Source organism: Reichenbachiella sp. MALMAid0571, from assembly GCF_040151475.1.
Classification (GTDB): domain Bacteria; phylum Bacteroidota; class Bacteroidia; order Cytophagales; family Cyclobacteriaceae; genus CAXBNB01.
Genome location: NZ_JBDKWG010000133.1, coordinates 43,611 through 68,384, shown reverse-complemented (window position 1 = coordinate 68,384; position 24,774 = coordinate 43,611). Strand labels below are relative to the sequence as shown.

Genomic DNA, 24,774 nt, shown 5'->3' with positions numbered 1-24,774 from the left:
AAATCATGTAAAACTATGTATAAATTATTACAGCGTCAAATATTTAAAACGTTGAAAATCACATTACAAGGCATACTGCTACAAAGTATTTTCGTCAGCCTGTTAATTGCCAATGATAGCAATGCCCAGCGTCAACGTTCGATAGAAGAAATTTACATCAATGTGAATTTTGAAAATGCGACATTAAAACAGGTTTTGAATGAAATATCTTCAAAATCAAAATTAAATTTTTCTTATGAAAGGAGTAATATTCCTCTTAAGAATAGAATAACCGCACAGGCAGATAATGAATCTGTTGCTAATATTCTTCGGGACATTTCGAAATCTGCAAATGTAAAATTCAAAAGAGTAAACGGAAATATTTTTGTTGCCACATTGAAAAGTGAGAACATCAGCATTGAAGAAGAATTTTTACAGGATGTAGATGTTTCTGGAAAAATAGTAGATGAAACTGGTCAGGGATTACCAGGAGCAAGTATTGTTATCAAAGATACCTCAGTTGGTACAACTACAGACCTTGATGGAAATTTTGCATTTTCAGTTCCTGAAGATGCCATTTTGGTTGTATCCTTTGTAGGGTACAAGTCACAGGAAATAACCTTAAATGGAAGATCAAAGATAGACGTTGCTTTGGAAGTGGATGCTGAGACTTTGTCGGAAGTGGTTGTAATAGGTTATGGTACCCAAAAGAAAAGTGACCTTACGTCATCTATTTCTCAGGTATCTGGTTCAGACATTGAAAGATCACCAGTTTCTAATGTAGCTATGGCCTTACAAGGACGTGCTACAGGTGTAGAAATGCTCAATGATGGAACTCCGGGTAAAGCACCTAATATTCGAATCAGAGGTGTGGGGACATTAAATAATTCTGAACCTTTGATAGTTCTGGATGGTGTAATGATCAGTGCGGATGTATTGTCCAAAATATCTCCTTACGAGATTCAATCTGTTGAGGTATTGAAAGATGCCGCCTCTGGAGCAATTTATGGTACCAGGGCTGCTAATGGTGTGGTATTGATTACATCAAAAAGTGGTAAATACAACCAAAAAACCACAACACGATTTAATGTTGCAACAGGTGTAAACCAGTTGATTAAAAAATACCCTGTAGCCAACGGCGAGGAAATTTTCATGCTAAAAAGGGAACGATATACTATGGATGGCATTCCTATCGTGTATCCTTGGACTGATGAATATTTCAATAAAACAAGAACAGATTGGCAGGATGAAATGTTTAGGACTGCATCTTTTCATGATTACAATCTTCAAATTGGCGGAGGCAATGACAATAGCACATTTCACGCCAGTGTAAATTATAGGAATGAAGAAGGAACAGCATTGAATACCTGGTATAAGAGACTTGGCATAAACCTCAAATCGACACAAAAGGTATCAAAACGATTTTCAACTGAAGAGAACATTCGCTTAAGCTGGTCAAAAGACAGATTATATAATGAGGGTGATGGTACATCAGTAACTATGTATCCAGCATACAAGTACCCTCCTTCACTTCCTGTAAAATTTGACGCCAGTAATGTAAGACCCGGCCAGGAAATAGGCGGCTGGGGATCAGGTAAAGAATCTGATGAGTTTGGGGATATGTGGAACCCTGTTTACAAAGCGTTAGAAGAGTGGAATTATACAACGGATCTGAATGCTTTGATAAACCTCAAAGGAATTTATAAGGTCAACGATAACCTTTCAATAGTTGGTACAGGATCTTATACCCATTCTGTTGGCTCTTATGAAAGGTTTAAGAATGTGACTCCCTTACAAAGCCGAAGTGAAAGTTCTCCCAATCTGGAAGAAGGAACAAGTGTAAATTCGTTAATGCTTGGAGAATTGTATGCCAGTTACCAAAAGAGTAGTAATGGCCATAATATTTCGGCAACTGCTGGTACATCAACACAACTAGTTAGAGGTAGCTATATGGATATGACCGGTATTGGTTTTGCTTCAACTTTGGAAAGCCAATTGGTAATGAATAATGCTGATGTAGTCAATGGAAGAGCAGGTGAGAATGATACGCAAGGCTTACTATCTTATTACCTGCGTGGTACCTATAATTTTGAGAACAAATATTATGTATCGGCTACAATGAGGGCTGACGGATCTTCTATTTTTGCTGAAGGGAAAAAGTGGGGATATTTTCCTGCTGTTTCAGCTGGATGGAGGATATCCAATGAAGCATTCATGAGCGGTTCGCCAGTTATATCCAATATGAAACTTAATGTTGGTTATGGTGAATTGGGTAATCAAAATGTTACAGCTTTTCAATACTTGAATATCTATAGGAAGGATAGAAGATACCTCATTAATGGAAATCCTGTTACCGGATCAAGACTTGGCTCATTTGCAAATCCGGATATTACCTGGGAGACTGCCAAAACGTTAAACATATTACTTGAAACCTCATTTCTTGATGATAAGCTGGTATTGAATGTAGCATACTTCGACAAAAAGACTTCTGGCATGCTAGTATCGCCTGTAAGAAATTTTACTGCTGGGAATGAAACAGCAATACCTCAACAAAACTCTGGCGAAATGAGCAATAAAGGATTTGAATTAGAATTGTCTTATGGTAATCAAAAAGGTGATTTTGGTTATAATGTTGGTATGAATGCAACATTCTTAAAGAATAAATTGTTGGCGTTAAGTGATGGTATTCCTTATTTGGAATCAGGAGTTTCTCGAACTTATGTAGGTGAACCAATAGCTTCCTTCTATGGTTGGAAAACGGCTGGAATTTACCAAAACCAGAGTGAGATAGACAATGATTCTAACATATCGGAGGATCCCCGCAAGGGAAGCATTACACCAGGTGATGTTATTTTTGTGGATACCAATGGAGACAAACTGATAAATGATAAGGACAGAGTGAATATTGGCGATGGTAATCCCACTGCTCTTCTGGGATTTTATGCTGATTTTTCATACAAAGGGTTTAACCTATCGCTACTGTTTAGTGGTGCTCTGGGTCAGGAGCTTTATGATGAAATGATGATGAGGGGTATTAATGCTCCTGAGACTGATGGTACTGATAAAGTAATGTTGGAAAGATGGACTGGAGAAGGAAGTACCAACAAATGGCCAAGAATGTCAACCACTGAATTCAATCAAAACTATCGTTACTCCGAATTGGGATTGAAAAGTGGAAACTATGTGCGTATGAAGGATGTTTCATTCAGCTATAGACTCCCTACTGCATTTTTAGATAAGTTAAAATTGGGACAATCGAAGGTCTTTATTTCTGGACGTAATCTACTGACTTTCACAAGTTTTGATGGAACTGATGTAGAAGAAACAGGACGTAGTAATCTTTCTCGGGGTGTAATTTATAATAATTACCCAACCTCGAAGACGATTACATTAGGATTGGACATATCATTTTAAATATAAAAGACATGAAAAAAATAATAATAATTTTATTTTTAATGAGCACAGTGTGGTCATGTTCAAGTGTTCTTGAACAAACCCCTGTTGGAAATCGTACAGATGAGGCATTTTGGAAATCTGAAGCCGACATGCAAGATGCTATTGCAGGTGCATACTCCTTACTTGCTTCACGTAATCTAGGCATGCATGACCTGTTTTTTGATAATCAGAGTGATGATCACTGGAGAGCTGGTGATCACTCAGAAGATGAGGATATAGAGACTGGTAATTCCAATACTGATAATTATAAAATCCTGAGAACATATTATGATAAATACGAGATGATTGGAAGAGCAAATAGCATCATTATTAATGGTCCTAAAGTGAAAGATTTAGGAGAAATCAGTGATGCTACCTACAATGCTATTATAGGAGAAGCCTATTTTTTGCGCGCCTGGGCTTATTACAGACTTTTGGTAATTCACGGACAAGTGCCTATTATTTTGGAAGAAAATGTATTGGCAAATGATTATAATGTTCCAAAATGTGACTCTCCAGACCAGTTGAGAGATTTGATTATTAGTGATGTGGAAACGGCTATTCCTCTTTTACCAATTACCTATGAACAAGGGAGAGCTAACAGAGGTGCTGCATGGGCATTGTCTTGTTTGATTCATTTGGATCATGCAGAAGATTACGCAGATGCTGCGCATCTGAATAAAGTAATCGAACATGGTGAGTTGGTAATTGCCAACTATCCGCTTGCTGAAGATTATGAATCAATATTCCGATTGGGTAATGAAGTGTTGCCGGAGTTTCTTTTTGGTATGATGAATGACCCAACATGGATAAATGGCAGGTTTATGACAAAGCATAGAGGTCCTCGTCCTTGGGGGATGTATAGTTTTCAGGAGCCCTTGACTGATTTAGTAAATGAATTTGAAGAAGGTGACATTAGAAAAGGGGTTACCATTATATCTGACGGAGAATTCGCACAGGTTGGGCCAGATTTGTTAGAGCATACTTCTACTCTTTCTCAAACTGGACACAGTTATTATAAATATATGTCTTGGCGTGATGATGGTGAGATGATTAGTTGGACAAATGTCCCTATCCTTAGAGTTGGTCAAACATATATGAATGTGGCAGAAGCGAAAATCAGACTGAATGGAGCAGGTGCTGGTGATACTGAAATTAATGAAATTAGAGACAGAGCTGATTTAGATCCAATTTCTGGTGGAGACATTGACGCCTTGATGCACGAATCAAGAACTGAGGAAGCTGGAGAAAACATGAGATACCAGAATCTTTTGCGCTGGCACAAGGCTGGGATTATTAACCTGACAACTTTCTTCACTATTGATAAGATGTACCCTACCGATTTTGGAAGAAAAGTCTGGAATGCACCTAAGAATTATTATCAGCCATTACCTCAAGCTGACATAGATAACGGTAATGGAATTTTGATTCAAAATCCAGCTTGGGTGGCAGGAAATTAATAAAAACTGCTTTTTGATATAGTAACTTTATAAAAAAAGAGCGGTAATAATAAATCACCGCTCTTTTTTCTTTTCTGAACTTGTGGTCTGAAGTCGGATTCCTGAGGTTTTCATCCAGTCTATATAGAATCAAAATGTTTTCTCATAGGATTTTCATGTTAGAAACACTCACTAAAAAAAAGCTATGAGTCAAATTAAGTGTAATTCAATTCGCTTGTTGAGCTTTTGTATATCTGTGTATTTCTTGACGGCTTGTCAAGAAAGTAAGAAATTATCGACACAAACTGCACAAGAAATAAAACGGCCTAATATTTTATTCGCCATCTCAGATGATCAATCATGGTTGCATACGGGTGCTACAGGAAAAGATAGCTTGTCTAGCATTCTCATGGCACATTTAAAAACTTCTGGCGATCCAAGAGCATCTGGTCAAGACCCATGGCAGGACTATGTTTATCATCAGTATGATGGTTTTGGTGCCGTTTACAATAAAATATTACCAAAAAGTGTACGAAACAGAGCACGGTTCCGTCCGAGTCACCAACCTAAATGGGTGATTGAATAGGACGAAGGATTAGGGAATTTATAAAAAACACAATGTATAATTTTAAGATCATGAAAACACAAAAGATAATTTCAACTATTTTTTCAGTTTGTTTACTCCTGGCTATTACTTTTAATACTCATGGAGAGAAAAAGAAAAAACCTATCAAACTTAAAGTGGCTGCCTACAATGTAGAATTTAGTGATAAAGGATCTGCACAGGAAATAGGTGAAAAACTAAAGCCTTACAATTTCGATGTGGTTTGCTTTTCTGAAGCCCCTGGTGGAGACTGGACAAAACAAGTAGGAGCAGTTATGGGATTAAATTATGTGGTAGTGGGAAAATACTCTACTGCTGGTCACAAAGATAAATATAAAACAATCGCCAGTAAAACACCATTGGCCAATTATGAGGAAGTGTTGATGGCAGATACACTGCATACCGTTACCAGAGCTACTACTAAGGTAAAGGGTCAGGAAATTGCTGTTTATGCCGTACACTTCCCATTTGGATGGAGAGATCAGGCGCATATTGACGAAACCACAGGAAAGGTAACAGCTTTTGTTGATTACCTTAAAGAAAGGCAGTCCGATGAATTGTCAATTGCTATGGGCGATTTCAATTTCGTTTTGTCCAGTGATGTTTACAAAAGCCCATACTATGAAATGTTTGTAGATATCGGACTGGATGTTTCCTGGAGAGATTTAGGAACTGATGTAACCAAGCTTAGTTCGATGGTAAATCGATCCAAACGAGACACTACAGGAAAAGGCAGGGTAATTGACCACATAATGTATCCGACAAGTAGAATTAAGGCACTGGAAGGAGAGATAATAGAGATGGACAAACCTCTGTCTGATCACAAACCTGTATGGGCGTTATTGCAAATAGATTAGCAACAGTTGGCTAAATAAATTCTTGTGTTTCACTAAGCAGTAGGAATCGAATCGATACCGAAGGCACTTAAATATTATTAGTATATGAAGTTTCAAATAAGTCGTGGAAAATTTATCAAAATAAGCTCTGTTGCAATGGCTGGTGCTATTATGAGTGATTTAGCAATTGCCGGAAGTACGGTTTTTAATGATAAGACAAAAATTGACGATCAGCTAATGAAAAAATTGATCCTGCACAATGACATCAGGGTTAAACGTATTTTGGACGAAGAACAAGTTAAAGATGAAAACTATCAAAGTAGTTTCCGTAGATTGGCTGTTATAGTGTCGTGTGTCTCGGGTTCACTGTGTAACTCAGATTCTGAATATTACAAATCCCAGAAACTAATAAATATATTAGAAAAGGTATTAGACATCATGTTGAGTGCGCAATATTCTGATGGTACACTTGATTCAGGAGGAAACAGGCAGTCACCTCCAGATACTGGCTTCATCTTAGAGCACTTATGTTCAGCCTCTGTAGTATTGAACCGTTTAGAATTTCAAAATTTGTTACAAACAAAAAACAAGCTTGAAAAATTCATAAAAAATGCGGCGGTTGCCATGGTGACAGGTGGTGTACATACCCCAAACCATAGATGGGTAATCTGTTCAGCACTTGCTCAGATCAATGAACTTTATCCAGATACTAAATATGTTGAAAGGATAGATGAATGGCTCGCTGAGGGAATTTATATCAATGAAGATGGGCACTTTCCGGAAAGAAGTGGTAACTATTCTGCCGTAATTGACAGAACATTGATGACAATGTCACGATTGCTCAACCGACCTGAGTTATTGGATCCTGTTCGTAAAAACCTTACTACTTATTATTTTTATACTGAACCCAATGGAGATTTAGTATCGATTGATTCAAGAAGGCAGGATCAATGGTACACATCAACAATTACTAAATTCTATTTGCAATATCGGCAGCTGGCAATTAATGATAATGACGGCATGTTTGCATCAATTGCGAAGACCATTGAGAGCCTACCGGATTTTGAAAATGAGATATTATCTAATTCATTAATTTATTTCATGGAAAATCCTGACCTGCAAAAGACTCTTCCGCCTTTAGTGAAAGCCCCTGATGATTTTGAGAAGTTTTTTAAGTTGGCAAATTTAGCTAGAATCAGACATGGAAGCACTTCAGTTACCATATTTGGAGGCAATGATAAACCGGTGATTGTTTCGTCGGGCAGATCCTCAAACCCAGATTTCTTAACCTTTCGAAAGGGTATGTCTATGCTGAAATACATGCGCTTGTCAACTTCATTTTTTAGAATGGGGTATTTCAGAGGCGATGGTTTATCAAATGAAGGGCAGAAGTACACGCTAACCGAAACAAAGGAAGCATATTATTACCAGCCTATGTCGAAGGAATTGAGGAAAACTGATGGTGATTATGAACTGTCTCAATCCATTGATAGAAGGTTCTGGAATAAAATGGATTTTGACTCACGAGAAAAGTCCAATATAAAAAAGCTTGATACAATTATTGAAATAACCGAAAAAGATGGAACTCTCAATTTGGATTTTAAAGTAGATGGGCCTCCAAATGTTGCAGTTACCATTGAGATGTGCTTTAACGAAGGTGGTAAACTTGTCAATACTGAAAAGCATGGTGAGGATAATTACCTTTTAAAATCCGGATTTGGAGAGTATATAGTAGGGGACGATAAAATAACATTTGGGCCAGGTAAAAATGAACACCAACGAATTACACGGTTAGAGAGCGAACAATATAGTTATCATCAGGGGAGCTTGAGAACAGAAGGAGTACATGTGTACTTAACCGGGCATACACCATTCCGTCATAAAATGACAATTGGTTAATAATTGCAGAATAAAAATGATTGAAATGAGGACTATTGGCTTCAATCAGAGGATGTCAGGTAAGTAATTCACCATCAATCATCAATAAATTCCTTTTATGAAAAATAAAAACGGATTGGTAATAAACCACATTAAATTGTTACCAATCAGTTGTAAATCTTTCTGCCAAGCTGCATTTAATCAAATTTGCCATGTTAAGGAATTACCTCAAAACTGCCATCCGAAATTTACTGAGACACAAGACTTTTAGCTTTATCAATATACTGGGGCTTACAGGTGGACTCACGTGTTGTTTGTTGATTTTTGTTTTCGTTGCTGATGAGTACAGTTACGACAAGTTTCACACGAAAAAGGATCGGATATACAGGATTCATTACCTCATTGGAGACTTCAATATTGGTAGGATTCCTCCTGTGATGTCCGAGCATATCGCCACTTATTTTCCTGAAGTGGAAAAGACAGGTCGAATGTTTTCACGAGGAGTAAGTGTGCAAGTACATGGCAATCAGGATGGCGTTCTTCAAAAGTATGAAGAGCCCAATATCTATTTTGCAGACTCTTCTATAATGGAAATGTTTACTTTCGTTCCTGTGAAAGGTTCTTTGAAATACGCACTGAAAGAACCCTTTACTGTGGTACTCAATGAGGAGATTGCTGCAAAGTATTTTGGTGATCAAAATCCTATAGGCAAACAGATTATCATGGAGGGGAACACTACTTTTAAAGTAAGTGCTGTGGTCAAAGATTTTCCGTCTAATTCTCATATTCACTTTGACATGTTGGTGCCGTATGACAACATGTACGATATAGAACCGGAAAGCCTTAGAGAGAATATCAGGGGTAATTTTAAGATAAACTGGATGGTTTCTCATTCTATCACTTATGCTTTGTTGAAGCCGGGAAGTAATGCTGCCAATGTGGATGCTAAGTTTCCTGAGTTTGTCGCTGAAAAAATTCCCAAGAATATGCAAAAGGGTCAGAGCTTTAAACTTCAACCTTTGGAAGATATTCACCTGAATGCCGATATTCAGGCTCAGGCAGAGCCACCAGGCAGTCTTACATTTCTTTATATATTTATGGCTGTTGGTGCGCTTACTTTGCTCATTGCATGCATCAATTTTATCAATCTATCTACTGCCCGGTCACTTCAAAGGACGAAGGAGATTGGTATGAGAAAAGTACTTGGTGCGTTAAAGTCCAATCTTATTTTCCAGTTTTTAGGAGAATCTTTTGTGCTTACGTTTTTTTCTTCGGTGCTCGCATTGGTTTTTACAGCTTCATTGTTACCCGTGTTGAACGATTTGACTGACAAATCCCTTGCACCAGATGTTTTGTTGAGTCCGCAATTGATTGTTGGTTTTTTTATATTGTTCATTCTCACAGGCTTTCTTGCCGGATTATATCCTTCATTTTTTGTAACCAGGATTTCACCTGTTTACAGCCTGAAAGGGATTGCTTCCAACCAAAACAATGGAGGGCTTTCTTTTAGAAAGACGCTGATTGTTACCCAGTTTTGTGTGTCGATGGTGTTGATTTCCAGTACCATAATAGTTTTTGATCAACTCGATTTGCTACGAAATAAACCTTTAGGGTTTAAAAAAGACTTAATGATAAATGTTCCGGTGCAAAGCCAGAATTTTAATAATGTTTTTGGAGGAGTAGATGGGCAGAAACGCCAAACTATGAATTCATTTGAAGATGCTTTGGGGACAATTCCGGGAGTAGAAGCAAGTACTGCTTCGGCAAATGTGCCCGGGTTCGGAGTAGTGCATAGGAATATTATTCCGGAAGGGTTCACAGTGGAAGACAACATGCTTGCACCTGTTTTTTCAGTAGATTATGATTTCAATCAGGCTTATAAAATAGAAGTAGTGGAAGGGAGGGATTTTTCTAAAGAGTTTGGAACTGATCATGAAAATGCTTTTTTGATCAATGAATACGCCGTGAAGCAGTACAATTTTGGAACTAACACTGAGGCCATAGGCAAAGAAATTAATGTGGAAGGAAAAACCGGAAAAGTAGTAGGTGTGGTAGCCGACTTTCATTTTTTACCTTTATCCGAACCGATGGGACCGTTGGTCATGGAGGTCAATACTGCGCAGTTCAATGTGTTTTCCATAAGAATCCATAACCAGAACATACCTGAGACTCTTGCCAGAGTGGAAGCCAAGTACAATGAATTTTTCCCCAGCGAATCATTTACACACACATTTCTGGATGAAAATCTGGAGCAAGGCTATAGGAGTCAGGAGCAACTCGGTACTTTGGTGGGATATTTTGCGATACTTGCTATTATTATATCTTGTCTGGGTTCTTATGGATTAATTATGTTTGTGGCGTCACAAAAAATGAAAGAGGTAGGCATTAGAAAGGTTTTGGGAGCATCAGTGCCCAGTATTGTGGTTTTGTTATCGGGTAGGTTTATCATTCTTGGTGCAGTAGCGATGGTCATATCTGTGCCACTTACTATATGGGCAGGAAGCAAATGGCTGGAAGAATTCTCCTATAGAATTGATATTTCTCCAATGAGTTTTGTAATCTCAGGATTGGTGACTTTAGCTCTTGTGTTGATTACCATAAGTTTTCAGTCGATTAAAACAGCTTTGGCAAATCCGGTAAAGGCATTGAGAACAGAGTGATTCTTTGAGTGGATATTGAGTAATGTAGGAGGGCAGTTGTTGTTTCCACTTATTGATTAACAACTTTTATTCTTTCGTTTACCGATATTCTGCAACAGCTTACCGATTTCGGTTATTTACAGGTTGGTTTACTGCGTACTTTTACCTGTAACAAAACTAATTTATCATGAGAGAACACAATAACTCAAGGAAAAACGTATGGATTGGAGTCCTGCTTGTAACTTTAGGGGCATATTTTTTATTTAGAAACTTTGACCTGATTCCAGATTTTATACCCCATTTCCTGTTTGGTTGGCAGTCGGTATTTATATTGATAGGAGCAACAATGTTAGTAACAGGTAAGAGGTCAGGAGTGGTCTTTCTATTGATTGGGGGCATTAGTCATTTATCACACATATTTTATTGGCCACACATAAGCTTGAGAGACTGGTGGCCTTTGATCCTTGTAGCTATCGGTATTTCTATATTGATGAAAAGAAGGCATCAGGGATTCAGTCGAGATACTGTAAGTATAGATGAAGATTACATAGATGAGGTTTCCATATTTGGAGGGTCAAAAAAAAAAGTAAGTGCTCAAAATTTCAAAGGCGGTAAAGTCACTTCGATATTTGGGGGTTCTGAAATCAACTTTTTAGATGCCAGGCTGTCAAATGAAGAAAATATAATAGATGTTTTTTGCATGTTTGGAGGAAGCTCATTTATAGTACCGGCAGATTGGACAATAGTTATGGAAAGCTTCATCATTTTTGGAGGGTATGCAGATAAAAGACCATTGGTGTCGAATGTGACTCAAGATCCTGGGAAAGTATTAAGAATCAAAGGGTTTGTTATGTTTGGAGGAGGGGAAGTCAAAAGTATTTAACCTATTAGAATTTGAAGCACCCAATATTAGAAGGTTCAGGTTATAAATTGTATGCATTGGTATGGGGGATAGTTGGTGCTGTCCATGCTTTTGTATTATATAGTTATTATGATTTTAGCCTGATTATATCCTTTTCAGACAGCCTTATTCATAATGCACTTTTTGGTTCAATGGCTTTAGGGTTTTGGTATGTAGTGAGGTTTTCTAATGTTGAAAAAGGCGATTATATTTCCCTGATCACAACCCATGCTGTTGCGTCTGTGTTAACAGTAGTTTGCTGGTTAGTTTTGTCCAAATTGCTCCTGTCACTTCTTTTTACTGGTAACGAAGATTATCTTGAATTTTTGAACCAAACCGGATTGTGGAGGGCAATTATCGGAGTGATGTATTATTCTCTTATTATCTTGACATTCTTCTTGGTCCATTATTATTTAGACTTACAGGAAAAAACGGGCAAAGAACTCCAGCTAAAGTCCCTTCTCAATGAATCTGAGTTGAAAATGCTGAAGGCTCAAATCAATCCGCATTTTATTTTCAATAGCCTCAATTCCATAAGTGCCTTGACCATGACTATGCCTGAAAAAGCCCGGGAAATGGTAATTAAACTGAGTGATTTTCTTAGGTATTCCATAGGCAAGGAAAGTACCGAGATGAATTCACTGAAGGAAGAATTGCAAAATGTGTCACTTTATTTGGACATTGAAAAAATCAGATTTGGTGAACGTCTTGAGTTCAATATAGAAGCGAATCAATCATTTCTGGTTGTTAAAGTACCTAATTTGATCTTACAGCCAATACTTGAAAATGCAGTAAAATATGGAGTGAATGAAAGTACTGACGTGGTTGTCATAAACTTGTCTTGTGAACTGTCTGGCGACCTGTTGCATATTGTTGTATCAAACAATATAGATCCAGAATCTATTGCCAGAAAAGGCGAGGGGATAGGCCTTGAGAATATAAGAAAACGGCTGTCTCTTATCTATGGCCGAACTGACCTTTTGCTTGTTGATAAAAAAGAAGATACTTTTAAAGTAGTGGTGAAAGTTCCTGTCAAACCTGATATTCATGAAAAGAATTAAAGTACTAATTATTGATGATGAACATTTGGCGAGAGAGATAATCAGATCCTTTCTGCAAGAAGATGATTCCATGGAAATTGTTGGTGAATGCTCCAATGGATTTGAAGGCTTAAAAGCTATCCAGAAATTGAATCCGGATTTGGTTTTTTTGGATGTGATGATGCCCAAACTCACAGGATTTGAAATGCTTGAGCTACTCGAAAATCCACCATTCATTATATTTAGTACTGCTTTTGATGAATATGCGATCAAAGCATTTGAAAAATGTGCAATAGATTATTTACTAAAACCGTATTCTAAAGAAAGGCTTAAAGAGTCTCTTCGAAAAACAAAGGTCGCAATTAGTCAAAATGAAAGTCAGGATCAAAAAATCCAATCTTTATCTCGTAATGTCGATCAAAAACAAGAATCCCTTACCAGAGTGGTGATCAAAAATGGTGCGAAAATCAATATTATTTCTATTGACAAAATTCGTTATATAGAAGCAATGGACGATTATGTGAGGCTATATACTAAAGAAGGTGATTTTCTCAAGCAGAACACAATGAAGTACTATGAGAAGTCATTACCTGTATCTGATTTTGTAAGAATTCACCGTTCTTTTATTGTGAGAATAAAAGAGATAGCTCGCTTGGAAGCATTTGAAAAAGATACCTATGTAGCATTGTTGCATGATAGTACCCAGCTTTCTGTTAGCCGTTCCGGCTACAGCCGTTTGAAGCAGGTGTTGGGTATTTGAATATGTCCTTTCCCTTATCTATTACAGGTACAGTACTTTATGAATCACATTTATAAAAGATAAATAAGTCATTCCTGAATCTTTTTTATTGTCAAAATAGACCGTAAATGAGTTTTTCAAAAGATTACAAAATATTTTGAAAAATCTTGTAACCCCTGACGGGCTTTGGCGTTTAACAAAATTGTTAAACAAAAATGTAAATGGGAATCGAAGAAGCAAATACTGAGAAGCTGATAAAGGAGAAAGCTAAAATTCTTTTTTTTAAAAAAGGTTTTTTGAATGCTACCACTCAGGAAATTGCAGATGAAGCTGGTGTAAACAGAGCACTCATTCATTACTATTTTCGGTCCCGTGAACAAATGCTTGAAATATTGCTGGATGAAGTGTTGCTTGAAAAAAAGGAAAGGGCAAGAAAAATTCTTGGGTCAGATTTACCATTTAAAGAAAAGATAGCAACTTATGTTGATATCACTGTTGACTATGGAATTGCCTATCCATATCTTGAGAATTTTATTATCAGTGAAATTGCCCGGCATCCTGAAAAGATAAAAGATTTCTGTTCGGTAAATCGTAAGAAACCCAATGACCTGATTAAGAAACAATTGGAAGAAGAAATAGCAAATGAAAAAATAGCACCTATTTCTTCAGAACAATTCATGGTCAACCTAATAGCACTATGTAACTACCCATTACTAGCAAAACCAGTACTTCAAACTATTCATGGCATGACAGATGCCGCCTACCGCAAATTTCTACTAGAACGAAAACAAATTATTTTCAGAACGATCTTCAATGAAGAAATGCCTGAGTTGACAAAAAAAGAAACCTTGTAAACACCTCTTTAAGATTTAATTAAATATGCAATTTTTATTTAAAAAGACAAAAATATCCTATTGGGTTGCCTGGATTGCCCTGTTCATTCCGTTGATCGGCAATGCTCAAAATGATGAAGAAAACAGGTTGGAGTCAGCCACACTGGAGGATATAATCCAGTATGCGTTGAAGCACCAACCAGAAGTTAAACAAGCTCAAATTGATGAAGAGATTACCGAACAGGCTATTAAGGGGAAATTAGCTGATTGGTATCCTCAAATCAATTTTAATTACAATTATCAGCGGTATATAGACCTTCAGTCCAGTGTGATCGGTGGGCAGGTCATTCGTTTTGGTGTTAACAATACATCATCAGCACAGTTTACAGCTACTCAGAATGTGTTCAACAGAGATGCTTTGTTGGCGAGTAAGACTGCTTCGAAAGTACGAATACAAGCGAGCCAAAATACCAGCCGTAGTAAAATTGATGTAGCAGTTGATGTAACCAAAGCTGTATATGATGTCTTGGCTACTATGCAGCAAATAAAAGTGAGTGAAGAATCTATTATAAGGTTGAATCAAAGTCTTAAAGACGCTAAAAACCGTTATGTGTCAGGAGTGTCTGATAAGACAGACTTTCAGAGGGCTACAATATTGGTTAGGAATGCAGAAGCTACTTTAAAATCAAATACAGAATCGCTTAAGTACAAGAAGGAATACCTGAAAGCCCTCATGGGATATCCTCAAGGAGAAGATTTTATTCTTCAGTATGATGAAGAATTGATGGAAAGTGAGATACTGCTGGATACAGCTGAGCAGGTGAATTACTCCAGTCATATAGATTATAAAATCATACAGACTCAAAGGGAGTTGCAAAAAGCCAATTTGAAATACAGTAAGTGGGCTTTCCTTCCTTCTGTCAATTTATTTGGTGCCTATAATTTAAATTATCAAAATAATAATTTTGGCGATTTATACAATACCCGTTATCCTTATTCCTATGTCGGAGCTACACTTAGTCTTCCGCTATTTCAGGGAGGTAAGCGGCTGGCTAAAGTTCAGGAAGAAAAGTGGGCAAGTAGCAGGCTTGACCTGAGTCTTGTCAATTTGGAGAATAATTTAAATACCGCATATGTCAGTGCTATTTCTTCATACAAAAGCAATTTGGCGTTGTATCTGGCACAGAAAGAAAATGTAGAACTGGCTCAGGAAGTATATGATATTATCCAGCTTCAATATACGAATGGTGTAAAAACATATCTGGATGTAACCACATCGGAGAGTGAATTGCGTACCACACGTATCAATTATTTCAATGCTCTTTACCTAGTATTGGCCAGTAAAGTAGATGTACAACATGCACTTGGTCAAATCAATTATTAATTATCAGAAATATCCAATCAATATGTCAATGAAAAAGATACAGTTCAATTCAGTTATATTATTACTGATATTTTCCGTAGCATGCGGAAGTAAAAATCAACCCCCCATGCATGGACCACAGGCTGTTCCTGTAAGTGTGGAAAAAGTGAGTGCTAAATATGCTCCATATTATGAAGAATATCCGGGTGTTGTAAAAGCCCTACAGGAAGTGGAGCTTCGTCCGCAAATCAGCGGTTATGTTACTGGGATTCACTTTACAGAAGGTGATAAAGTGAAAAAGGGGCAGAAGCTATATTCGATAGATCAGCAGCAAACAGAAGCTGGCTATAAGCAGGCACTGGCAAATTTATCCGTGCAGGAAGCTAATCTGGAAAAAGCCAGACAAGACGTGGAGCGATACCGGGAGTTGGACAAGCAAGATGCAATAGCCAAACAGCAGGTGGACTATGCAGAGGCAAACTATAAATCAGCTCTGAAGCAGGTTGAAGCTTCAAAAGCAATGGTGCAAAGTGCCCAAACCAATCTCAGGTATTCTACTATAGTAGCTCCATTTGATGGTACCATTGGGATATCGGCTGTTCGGTTGGGTGCCTCTGTATCTCCGGGACAAACTTTACTCAACACTATATCTTCAGATGATCCTATAGGAACAGATATTACAGTAGATCAACAGGAGATATTTAGATTTTATCAACTATTGGAAAAGAAAGATGCATCAGAATCTGATTCTACTTTTCTTTTAACTTTTGGAGATCTAACATATCCTCATCCGGGAAAGATCAGTTTTATAGACCGTGCTGTTGACCCACTTACCGGATCAATAAAGATTCGTATGGTTTTTCCGAATCCTGATCATGTATTGCGTGCAGGTATGAGTGGAAGCCTTCGAGTGCTTTCGAATACCTCAAATAAGTCGATAACCATTCCTTATAAGTCTATTACCGAACAGTTAGGGGAGTTTTATGTCTATGTGGCTGATGCAGATAAAGTAACACAGAGACAGGTGAAACTTGGTAAGCAGGTAGGATCAGATATTATAATAAAATCTGGCCTGAAAGAAGGCGAAACCATTGCTGTAGAGGGTGTCCAAAACCTGAGAGAAGGCTCTTCAATTAGTGTATCATCCCCTGTAGCGAACAATAAAAAATAAGAAATTATTTCATATTTTAATTCAAAGAAAAAATGATTGCAGATGTTTTCATAAAAAGACCGGTAACTGCCATTGTTATATCCGTCCTGTTTGTTTTGGTAGGATTGATAGCGATGAGCACATTACCGATCTCACAATATCCGGACATTACTCCTCCAACAGTAGCCATTACGGGCACCTACATCGGAGCTGATGCTGAGACGGTAGAGCAGACTACTACCACAGCAATAGAAACTCAGGTGAATGGTACTCCTGGTATGTCTTATATGACCAGCAATAGTACCGCAAGTGGTGCAAGTTCCGTGACGGTGACGTTTGATGTAGGTACTGATATAAACATAGCCACTCTTGATGTGCAAAATAGGGTTAGTGTTGCAGAACCTACTTTGCCCGAAATTGTAAAAAGATTAGGTGTTACTGTACGTAAGCGAAATCCGAGTATATTTCTTGTAGTAGGTTTGTATTCACCGGAAGGGTCGCATGATGCTACCTTTTTGGGGAACTTTGCCAATATCTATTTGAAAGATGCTTTGCTTAGGGTGAAAGGTGTAGGTGATATTGTTTCATTAGGGGATGATTTTGGGATGAGAATCTGGCTGGATCCCGATAAGCTGGCAAGTATGGGAATATCTCCTGCTGAAGTGAATGCAGCCCTTACTGAGCAGAACTTGCAAATTGCTGCAGGTACAATTGGAGGTAACCCTCAGCCCAAAGTTCAGACTTTCGAGTACAATGTAATTACAAACAGTAGGATCAATCAGGTTGAGGATTTTGAAAATATTGTTGTTCGAAGCAATCCTGCTCAAGGCAATATGGTTTACCTTAAGGATATTGCCCGTGTAGAGTTAGCCAAATTTAATTATGGCAACCATCCATTTGTGATGGGACACCCTGCTGCATTTATGCTGCTTTACCTGGAGCCTGGAGCTAATGCTTTGCAAACAAATGAAGGTGTGATGGGGCGACTTGAGGAGTTGAGACAGACTTTTCCTAAAGATGTGGATTTCTTAATTCCTCTTGAAACAACATCGGTTGTACAAGTTTCCATCAAAGAAGTAACAAAGACTTTAGTAGAAGCACTACTGCTGGTTGTTTTTGTGGTGTTTTTGTTTTTACAAAACTGGAGGGCAACATTGATTCCTATTTTGGCAATACCCGTTTCGTTGATAGGTACATTTATCTTTTTTATACCTTTTGGGTTTACCATTAATACACTTACATTATTTGCGTTTGTATTGGCAATCGGTATAGTGGTGGATGATGCTATTGTGGTGGTAGAAGCCATTCAACACAATATGGATCATCACAAGCTTTCGGCTAAAGATGCCACTATAAAAGCGATGAAGGAAATATCAGGCCCTGTTATAGCTATTGCCCTGATTTTGGCGGCAGTATTTGTGCCAGTTGGTTTTGTTCCCGGTATTGTGGGTAAACTGTATCAGCAATTTGCGATTACCATAGCTATTTCAGTAATGATATCGGCTTTTGTGGCTTTGTCATTAACACCAGCATTGAGTATGATGCTTTTAAAACCGAGTAATAAAAATGGGAAGAAAAACCTACTTGATAAGTTTTTTGATGCTTTCAATAATTGGTTCGACAGGGTTGCAGGGTCATATACCAAAGGAGTACACACATGGATACGAAAGACTCCTTATGTGATGGTGATGATGGTTTGTCTTTTTGTTGGCTTGTTCTATATGTTCCAAAATAAACCCACGGGATTTATACCAACAGAAGACGAGAAAAGGATGTATGTGGCTTATGAAATGCCTGAAGGTACCTCTACAACCAGAAATATCGAGCTGCAACTTGAGATACAAAAACGGATTCAAACTATTCCGGCTCTAAATGTTGTTGGAGGAATAGCAGGACTGAATATTCTTACTTTTTCTAATAAATCCAATGCAGGTACCGTCTTCGTCAATTTGAAACACTGGGATGAGCGTGATCCGGAAACTGAAAGTGTGCCTGTAATCATGGCTCAAATTCAAAAAATGATGGCTGACATCAAAGAAGCAAGAATTCTTGTAATTGCGCCACCTGCTATTCCTGGGTTGGGGCGGTCTTCAGGGTTTACCTTTGAGCTGTTGCAAACTACCAGTACCGATGACATCAAGCAATTTGAAGGTGTAATGAATAAGTTCATTGGAGCTGTAAATCAACGCCCTGAAATTGCCATGGCCTACAGCTTTTTCTCAGCACGAACTCCGAGTTATCAGGTAGATCTTGATAAAGAAAAGGCAAAGAAAATGGGAGTTTCTGTGTCAGAAGCATATAGCACTTTATCTACCTTACTGGCAAGTAGCTATGTGAATGATTTTAACATTTATGGTAGAAACTTTAGAGTAGTTACTCAGGCGGATACGGTTTTCAGAAAAGACATAAGTGATATAGGAAAATATCATGTGCGTAATATGGAAGGAAATATGGTGCCTTTGAGTGCACTTATTACAACCAAGCTCATAGAAACGCCAGCAGTGATATCTCATTATAACATTTACCGTTCTGCGGAAATATTGGGATTGTCAGCACCCGGGCATAGTAGCGGAGAGGCACTGGATGTACTTCGAGAAGTGGCGGATCAGGTCTTACCTGCCGGATACAGCTATGAATTTAGTGGGATGAGTAGGGAAGAACTTAAGGCAGGAAGTAGCACAGGAATGATTTTTGCTATTTCGATAGTTTTTGTGTTCCTTTTTCTTGCGGCACTTTATGAAAGTTGGTCCATTCCTTTTTCGGTACTTTTTGCAGTACCAGTCGGAGCTTTTGGTTCTATTCTTACTTTAACGTTGTTACCAGGGTTGACCAATAACATATATGCTCAAATCGGGCTGATTACTTTGATTGGTCTGGCTGCAAAGAATGCCATTTTGATTGTGGAGTTTGCCAAAGAACGCGTCGATAGTGGCATGGAGGTTGTAGAGGCTACACTAGAAGCAGTGAAAATACGATTGCGTCCTATTATTATGACATCACTTGCTTTTATCTTGGGTGTTATGCCATTGGCATTTTCAGTAGGAGCAGGGGCAGAAGCACGAAAGACGATTGGCTGGACCGTAGCAGGGGGTATGTTAGCTGCCAGTTCACTTGCGATATTTGTAGTTCCCGTACTTTATGTGATGATTACAAAATTTGCCTTTCGAAGAAAAGAAAAAGTTGAATTGACCTGATGGTCAGTTTATAATTAAATAGGCAGTAAGCCCTGTGTGAAAGCACAGGGCTTTTTTTGTCAGAGCAATATATTTTTATACCAAACATTCATACTTTCGATGGATTCTCCTATCAATGTATTGTTGATAAGAGTACCACCGAAAATGTACCCTGACCTGCCAAAAGTCTTATTCATGCCGTGAGATGAGGTTCTTGCTATCGTATAGAGTGTTTTTATCCCTTCCTCATGCATAGAGTCTTCCATTTTTTTTAAGAGAAAAAAAGATAGTTTGTTTCCTAAATGGTCTGGATGTGTCGCAAAATCAGTTAATTCAGCATTTTTTTGATCAAAGTCCATTTCGGCTGAAGAAGCCGCAACCAGTTTGTCATTCTTGAAGATTCCAAAATACTTTACATTATTTTCCATTGTAGTTTTCAGGTATTTTTTCTTAAAAATAGGAAATGGATATACGCTAAATACTGTTTTATACAAATCAGCTAATTCTGAAATATCACTGATTTTTAATGTTCGGATTTGGTACTCTGAGGTTAAATTGATGCCAGATGGATCGAATGGTTCAACGGCTTCAGATACAATTGATTTGATAGTTGAGAGCTCTCTTTTTGAAATGTATGACCTGTTGGAGTTGAAGTATTGAGCTAGAAAATACCCGGCTTCACGTCCATTGTATAAGCGTGGTATATTGGCTTCAATTTTAAAATTATTCTTCTTAAAATAGTCCACATTTGAAGCCGGAACCTTAGCAAAAATTTTAGAATATCTCTTTATTATGGCAAGATTGTACAGTTTTTCAACGATTTTATTCGAGTCTTCAGGATGTAATTTCATCAGGTATGCCCTGTCATTATTCGGGCCATGTTGCACAATGGATTTTCCTATTATTTCTGTTTTATCAAATATCATCATTTCGTAGAGAGTGTATAAGTTATAAGATAAAGCGCAAATGAGGCGGCTATACCAAAAATGGTAGCATCGAGACCAATTGGAAGTTTTATGTTTGTAAATATCAGAAACAGAGTTAAACTTCCACCACCGATCATACTCACCATAGCAGCCTTGCTGCTTGTGTATTTAGAAAAATAAGCGAATAGTGTTGGGACGAGTAAACCAGAGACCATAAAGGAATAAGAATGCAATACAATACTTAATACTGAAGTGAAATATGTTGCCAATAAAAAGGCCAGAACTCCGATAATCAATGTAACCAATTGTGAAAATATAATCAGACGCTGACTATTGTACTTTTTTAATTTTTTTGAAAAAATATCATTCAGAAAATTTCCCGATGAGGCTATTAAACAACTATCCGCAGTGGACATTACTGCTGAAAAATAGGCTGCAAGTACAAAACCTGCCACCCCAATGGGTAAAACTTTGGTTAACAGCATAGGTAAAGCAGTTTCGGGATCATTTTCAGGAAAAGCAACCCTGGCTAACATTCCCAATCCAACACCAACAAATGCCAGCATGGGATATTCAAATATCCCTGCAATGAAGAAGGCTCTTTTGGCCTGTTTTACATTACGGCTGGCATATACACGTTGGTAAAGTGTCATGGCAATAAACCAAATGGGTATAATTGAAAAAGACCAATTGACCAATGTGATGCCGGATATGTTTGTTAAAGAAAAATGGCTATCCGGTAGCGCATTATTGATCACTTCCCATCCTCCAAGTTTATAATACGCAAAAGGGAATCCTAAAAACAGTAATCCTGACAGAAGGACAATCCACTGTACTGTGTCAGTATAAATTACAGCTTTTAATCCTCCCATAACGGTATAAATCACAACAACTAAAGCCATCACAACCAAAGAAAAAAACAAAGGGTCAGCCCATGTTATGGTAGAAAAGACACTTGCAGCAGCCAATTTCCCTCCAGCCAATATTTGTCCGGAAGTAAATCCCAAATAGCCTATCCCTGAGATTAAGGCGGCAATTGTAGCTACATCTCTATTGTATTTTAGCGCCAGAAAATCAGGAAATGTAAATAAACCATGTTGCATGTCCAGTTTTTTTAATTTGGGAACAGTGAGTACAGCTGCCAGCCATGCTCCAATCAATCCGGTAAACAACAGCCAGGTGCCTGCAAGTCCCATAGTAAATCCCAAACCTCCCAATCCAATAGAAAAGCCACCACCAACATCGGTAGCGGCTATAGAAAGACCTATATGGCCGGAACTGATCGATCGTCCTCCCACATAAAAATCTTCTCTGGAAGTATTTTTTTTATAGAAATACATGCCTACTGCAAGTATTCCCATGAAATAAATGCCAAAAACTATAAAATCAACAATATGCATTTATTGGGCATGCTCCAAAGATGCGTAACCTGAATTTTCAATGGCATTTTCTATCAATACTTCGTGGAGTGATTCATCTTCCCACAATTTTTGTCCTTCGGTAGGCAGAGAAGATATAGGATCAAAATAGATGTACAATTTGGAGTCATCTACACTTGGGCTTCTGTATATGCTGATGCCTGTCACTTCATCATAGTAGTCATGACTATGCACATCTCTTTTTCCTCCGCCTCCCGGAGCATCCGTTACAAAAAGAGGAGTGTTGAATCCTGCAGTTACACCGCGTATAATTCTTTCCAATTCAACTGTATCTTTTATGCTTGTGCGCATGTCTTCTGTCCCTTCTACCATATCATGTTGGTAAACGTAATATGGCTGTACATTCATATAAGATAGTTTTCTGATCAAGTGGATCATGGATTCCGCTGTATCATTTACACCTTTAATAAGTACACTTTGATTTCTTACCGTTACCCCACTTTTAAAAAGCTGTAGCATTGCCTGACGTGTGATCTCTGTTATTTCATTGGCGCTATTAAAATGTGTATGAAGGACTACTTCTTTCCCTTTTTTTCGTCCGGCAGATACTATATCTGTTAATGCACTTGTCCAGGCATTATCGGTAAGTATTTTCATCGGCATGACTGCCGGGCCTTTTGTAGCGAACCTCATTCTTCGCACATGGGGGATATCCAGTAAAATTTCACCTATCAGTCTGAGTCGGTCAGGTGCTAACATATAGGCATCTCCTCCTGAAATAACCACATCTTCAATTTCTGGTCTGGAAGCGATATAAGCGAAAGCATTGTGCCATTTTTTTGGAGTGTTTTGAAATTTGACTTTATCTACAGTTTCAGTATTGCCTCCAATGGCATAGCTTCTGGTACAAAACCTGCAATAGACAGGGCACACATCAAGAGGTAGAAACAAAACTTTGTCAAAATACCGATGTACCAATCCTGGTACTGGCGAGTCGTCTTGCTCACCTAGTGAATCCAGTGTCAACTTAGGATGGTCTTGCTCTTTACCACTATTCACGGGTATAAACTGGATTCTAAGAGGATCATTGTATGGGTCATCCCAGTTGATGAGACTCAATATATAAGGGGATATGCTCAGATTCATTGGAGCAGTTTCCATTCCTTTTTCTACATCTTCTATGAATTTAGGATCGACCAGCCCTTTTGTTAATTCCTTTAATTTTTCGACTTTTCGTACCGTATTGCGATTTTGGAATTTTGATTGAAGAAACTCTTCTTCCGTTACCTCTTTAAAAGCAGGTATTTTTTTCCAGAACTCACTTTTGATAAAATATCGATGTTCAAGTAAATCCTGGGAAACAGGCTTTTTTATTGGATCAGGAATTTTTAATTCTTGCAGTTCTTCAAGATTTCCTCCGTTTGTAATCGAATTTGGAAGTTCCGAAAAGTTTTCCGCTTCTTCAATTAATGTAATTTCTTCTTCAGTATAATACATAATTCTAAATAGTCTAATTAAAAATGTTCTATAGAACATTTACAAAGTTAAGCAAATAGAAAAAGTATAAAAGGTTCTGTAGAACTAATTTTAATCTAATGTGGTTTAATTCCCTGATACTTGCATTGGAAACAACTGCAGCAAACTCCAATTGACTCCTCGTTGGTTTGCTGCGAAGAGATTCATTTATTCTGAAAAATCATCCAAAGGTTCTTCTGAAATAAGGAGAGGAGAGGCTTCAATTTCTATGATCTGCATTGCCGAAACAATTATTTCAAGAGATTTTTTCACCATTTTTTGATCATTGTCGGAAAGAGTGTTGAGTTTTTTTGCCAATCTGTCGTGCAGAACATTAGGTGTATCTTGCAATAGTTTTAACCCTACAGCAGTTAAGGCAATAAAAGTCACTCTTTTATCACCGGATTTAGGAAGTCTTGCTATATAACCTTTTTTTTCTAAACGATTTATGATACCTGTAACTGTGCTGGAGTTGAGGCTCAGTAGCTCCATGAGTTCTTTGTGGGTAGATTGGTAATTTGGAATCTGTTCCAGATGATTGAGGCATAGCAGTTGAGTAATGCTGAGGCCAAAATCCTTTTGGATGCTTTTCGATTCCAGGTTTAGTGAACGTACAATCTTGCGGATGCTTACTAGAATTTCTATTGAGTTCATGGTGAATGCTAAGTATTAAAGAAACCAAAAATAACAATCCTGGAAAGTTGTTTTACAAAATTGGTACGGTAATATAAATTTTACTTTTGCTAGGTTGTGGTTTACTGGCTTGCTTTTTCAATTTTGTTAACTATACAAAAGATAATTGTAATATTTAAACCTTCGAATATTTAATATTAAATTACGAAACGTTGTGTGTTTTGATTTTTATCTGTTTAATTTGTTTAATCTACTAAAATGTAACCTTGACCTTCGAACCATCTCTTTGGTTCTTAAAAGATTTTTTTCTCC

General features: G+C 37.7%; 17 protein-coding genes. 13 read left to right on the top strand and 4 right to left on the bottom strand.

From position 1 onward, the window contains the following. Positions 1–15: 15 nt before the first annotated feature. The 13 genes from AAOP42_RS13110 (at position 16) to AAOP42_RS13050 (ending at position 20,030) form a co-directional block, all read left to right on the top strand. Positions 16–3,393 (top strand): SusC/RagA family TonB-linked outer membrane protein, encoded by a 3,378-nt coding sequence (locus AAOP42_RS13110; RefSeq protein WP_349528981.1) that lies wholly within the window; start codon positions 16–18, stop codon positions 3,391–3,393. An 11-nt stretch (positions 3,394–3,404) separates the two neighbouring features. Continuing rightward, on the top strand, positions 3,405–4,874 hold the full coding sequence (locus AAOP42_RS13105; RefSeq protein ID WP_349528980.1) for a RagB/SusD family nutrient uptake outer membrane protein: 1,470 nt from the start codon (positions 3,405–3,407) through the stop codon (positions 4,872–4,874). Positions 4,875–5,058: 184 nt separating this feature from the next. Then, the gene (locus AAOP42_RS13100; protein WP_349528979.1) at positions 5,059–5,439 is read left to right on the top strand and encodes a hypothetical protein; all 381 of its coding nucleotides are present in this window, start codon (positions 5,059–5,061) and stop codon (positions 5,437–5,439) included. A gap of 50 nt (positions 5,440–5,489) precedes the next feature. Beyond that, the gene (locus tag AAOP42_RS13095) at positions 5,490–6,314 is read left to right on the top strand and encodes an endonuclease/exonuclease/phosphatase family protein (RefSeq protein ID WP_349528978.1); all 825 of its coding nucleotides are present in this window, start codon (positions 5,490–5,492) and stop codon (positions 6,312–6,314) included. 84 nt (positions 6,315–6,398) lie between these two features. Further along, entirely contained in the window at positions 6,399–8,192 is a 1,794-nt protein-coding gene (locus AAOP42_RS13090; protein ID WP_349528977.1) for a P-loop NTPase family protein, read from the top strand. Positions 8,193–8,383: 191 nt separating this feature from the next. After that, positions 8,384–10,831 carry an ABC transporter permease gene (locus tag AAOP42_RS13085; protein ID WP_349528976.1) on the top strand — a complete coding sequence of 816 codons (2,448 nt, stop codon included), beginning with the start codon at positions 8,384–8,386 and terminating at the stop codon, positions 10,829–10,831. Positions 10,832–10,997: 166 nt separating this feature from the next. Beyond that, entirely contained in the window at positions 10,998–11,693 is a 696-nt protein-coding gene (locus AAOP42_RS13080; RefSeq protein ID WP_349528975.1) for a LiaF transmembrane domain-containing protein, read from the top strand. Between the two features lie 11 nt (positions 11,694–11,704). After that, on the top strand, positions 11,705–12,772 hold the full coding sequence (locus AAOP42_RS13075) for a sensor histidine kinase (RefSeq protein WP_349528974.1): 1,068 nt from the start codon (positions 11,705–11,707) through the stop codon (positions 12,770–12,772). Continuing rightward, complete coding sequence (locus tag AAOP42_RS13070) at positions 12,759–13,511, top strand: LytR/AlgR family response regulator transcription factor (RefSeq protein ID WP_349528973.1); 753 nt, start codon at positions 12,759–12,761, stop codon at positions 13,509–13,511. The genes AAOP42_RS13075 and AAOP42_RS13070 overlap by 14 nt, the downstream gene beginning before the upstream one ends. 200 nt (positions 13,512–13,711) lie before the next feature. Beyond that, on the top strand, positions 13,712–14,344 hold the full coding sequence (locus AAOP42_RS13065; protein WP_349528972.1) for a TetR/AcrR family transcriptional regulator: 633 nt from the start codon (positions 13,712–13,714) through the stop codon (positions 14,342–14,344). A 25-nt stretch (positions 14,345–14,369) separates the two neighbouring features. Next, complete coding sequence (locus AAOP42_RS13060; RefSeq protein ID WP_349528971.1) at positions 14,370–15,707, top strand: TolC family protein; 1,338 nt, start codon at positions 14,370–14,372, stop codon at positions 15,705–15,707. 28 nt (positions 15,708–15,735) lie between these two features. After that, positions 15,736–16,857 carry an efflux RND transporter periplasmic adaptor subunit gene (locus AAOP42_RS13055; protein ID WP_349528970.1) on the top strand — a complete coding sequence of 374 codons (1,122 nt, stop codon included), beginning with the start codon at positions 15,736–15,738 and terminating at the stop codon, positions 16,855–16,857. A 32-nt stretch (positions 16,858–16,889) separates the two neighbouring features. Beyond that, positions 16,890–20,030, top strand: coding sequence for an efflux RND transporter permease subunit (locus AAOP42_RS13050; protein WP_349528969.1), 3,141 nt, complete (start codon positions 16,890–16,892; stop codon positions 20,028–20,030). A 59-nt stretch (positions 20,031–20,089) separates the two neighbouring features. Here AAOP42_RS13050 and ablB read toward each other — a convergent pair whose 3' ends face one another. The 4 genes from ablB to AAOP42_RS13030 form a co-directional block, all read right to left on the bottom strand. After that, the gene (gene ablB, locus AAOP42_RS13045; protein ID WP_349528968.1) at positions 20,090–20,938 is read right to left on the bottom strand and encodes a putative beta-lysine N-acetyltransferase; all 849 of its coding nucleotides are present in this window, start codon (positions 20,936–20,938) and stop codon (positions 20,090–20,092) included. After that, a complete protein-coding gene (locus tag AAOP42_RS13040) occupies positions 20,935–22,296 on the bottom strand; it encodes a sodium:solute symporter family protein (protein ID WP_349528967.1) in 1,362 nt (453 codons plus the stop codon). The genes ablB and AAOP42_RS13040 overlap by 4 nt, the downstream gene beginning before the upstream one ends. A gap of 39 nt (positions 22,297–22,335) precedes the next feature. Next, entirely contained in the window at positions 22,336–23,811 is a 1,476-nt protein-coding gene (locus AAOP42_RS13035) for a KamA family radical SAM protein (protein ID WP_349528966.1), read from the bottom strand. Positions 23,812–23,997: 186 nt separating this feature from the next. Beyond that, the gene (locus AAOP42_RS13030) at positions 23,998–24,483 is read right to left on the bottom strand and encodes a MarR family winged helix-turn-helix transcriptional regulator (RefSeq protein ID WP_349528965.1); all 486 of its coding nucleotides are present in this window, start codon (positions 24,481–24,483) and stop codon (positions 23,998–24,000) included. Positions 24,484–24,774: the final 291 nt, after the last annotated feature.

What these genes read in the sequence shown, in the direction of transcription:
- AAOP42_RS13100 (WP_349528979.1), top strand. Translation starts at nt 5,059, where the DNA reads ATGAGTCAAATTAAGTGTAATTCAATTCGCTTGTTGAGCTTTTGTATA.
- AAOP42_RS13065 (WP_349528972.1), top strand. Translation starts at nt 13,712, where the DNA reads ATGGGAATCGAAGAAGCAAATACTGAGAAGCTGATAAAGGAGAAAGCT.
- AAOP42_RS13050 (WP_349528969.1), top strand. Translation starts at nt 16,890, where the DNA reads ATGATTGCAGATGTTTTCATAAAAAGACCGGTAACTGCCATTGTTATA.
- AAOP42_RS13040 (WP_349528967.1), bottom strand. Translation starts at nt 22,296, where the DNA reads ATGGGAATACTTGCAGTAGGCATGTATTTCTATAAAAAAAATACTTCC.
- AAOP42_RS13030 (WP_349528965.1), bottom strand. Translation starts at nt 24,483, where the DNA reads ATGAACTCAATAGAAATTCTAGTAAGCATCCGCAAGATTGTACGTTCA.
- AAOP42_RS13085 (WP_349528976.1), top strand. Translation starts at nt 8,384, where the DNA reads ATGTTAAGGAATTACCTCAAAACTGCCATCCGAAATTTACTGAGACAC.
- ablB (WP_349528968.1), bottom strand. Translation starts at nt 20,938, where the DNA reads ATGATGATATTTGATAAAACAGAAATAATAGGAAAATCCATTGTGCAA.
- AAOP42_RS13105 (WP_349528980.1), top strand. Translation starts at nt 3,405, where the DNA reads ATGAAAAAAATAATAATAATTTTATTTTTAATGAGCACAGTGTGGTCA.
- AAOP42_RS13070 (WP_349528973.1), top strand. Translation starts at nt 12,759, where the DNA reads ATGAAAAGAATTAAAGTACTAATTATTGATGATGAACATTTGGCGAGA.
- AAOP42_RS13060 (WP_349528971.1), top strand. Translation starts at nt 14,370, where the DNA reads ATGCAATTTTTATTTAAAAAGACAAAAATATCCTATTGGGTTGCCTGG.
- AAOP42_RS13080 (WP_349528975.1), top strand. Translation starts at nt 10,998, where the DNA reads ATGAGAGAACACAATAACTCAAGGAAAAACGTATGGATTGGAGTCCTG.
- AAOP42_RS13095 (WP_349528978.1), top strand. Translation starts at nt 5,490, where the DNA reads ATGAAAACACAAAAGATAATTTCAACTATTTTTTCAGTTTGTTTACTC.
- AAOP42_RS13035 (WP_349528966.1), bottom strand. Translation starts at nt 23,811, where the DNA reads ATGTATTATACTGAAGAAGAAATTACATTAATTGAAGAAGCGGAAAAC.
- AAOP42_RS13055 (WP_349528970.1), top strand. Translation starts at nt 15,736, where the DNA reads ATGAAAAAGATACAGTTCAATTCAGTTATATTATTACTGATATTTTCC.
- AAOP42_RS13090 (WP_349528977.1), top strand. Translation starts at nt 6,399, where the DNA reads ATGAAGTTTCAAATAAGTCGTGGAAAATTTATCAAAATAAGCTCTGTT.
- AAOP42_RS13110 (WP_349528981.1), top strand. Translation starts at nt 16, where the DNA reads ATGTATAAATTATTACAGCGTCAAATATTTAAAACGTTGAAAATCACA.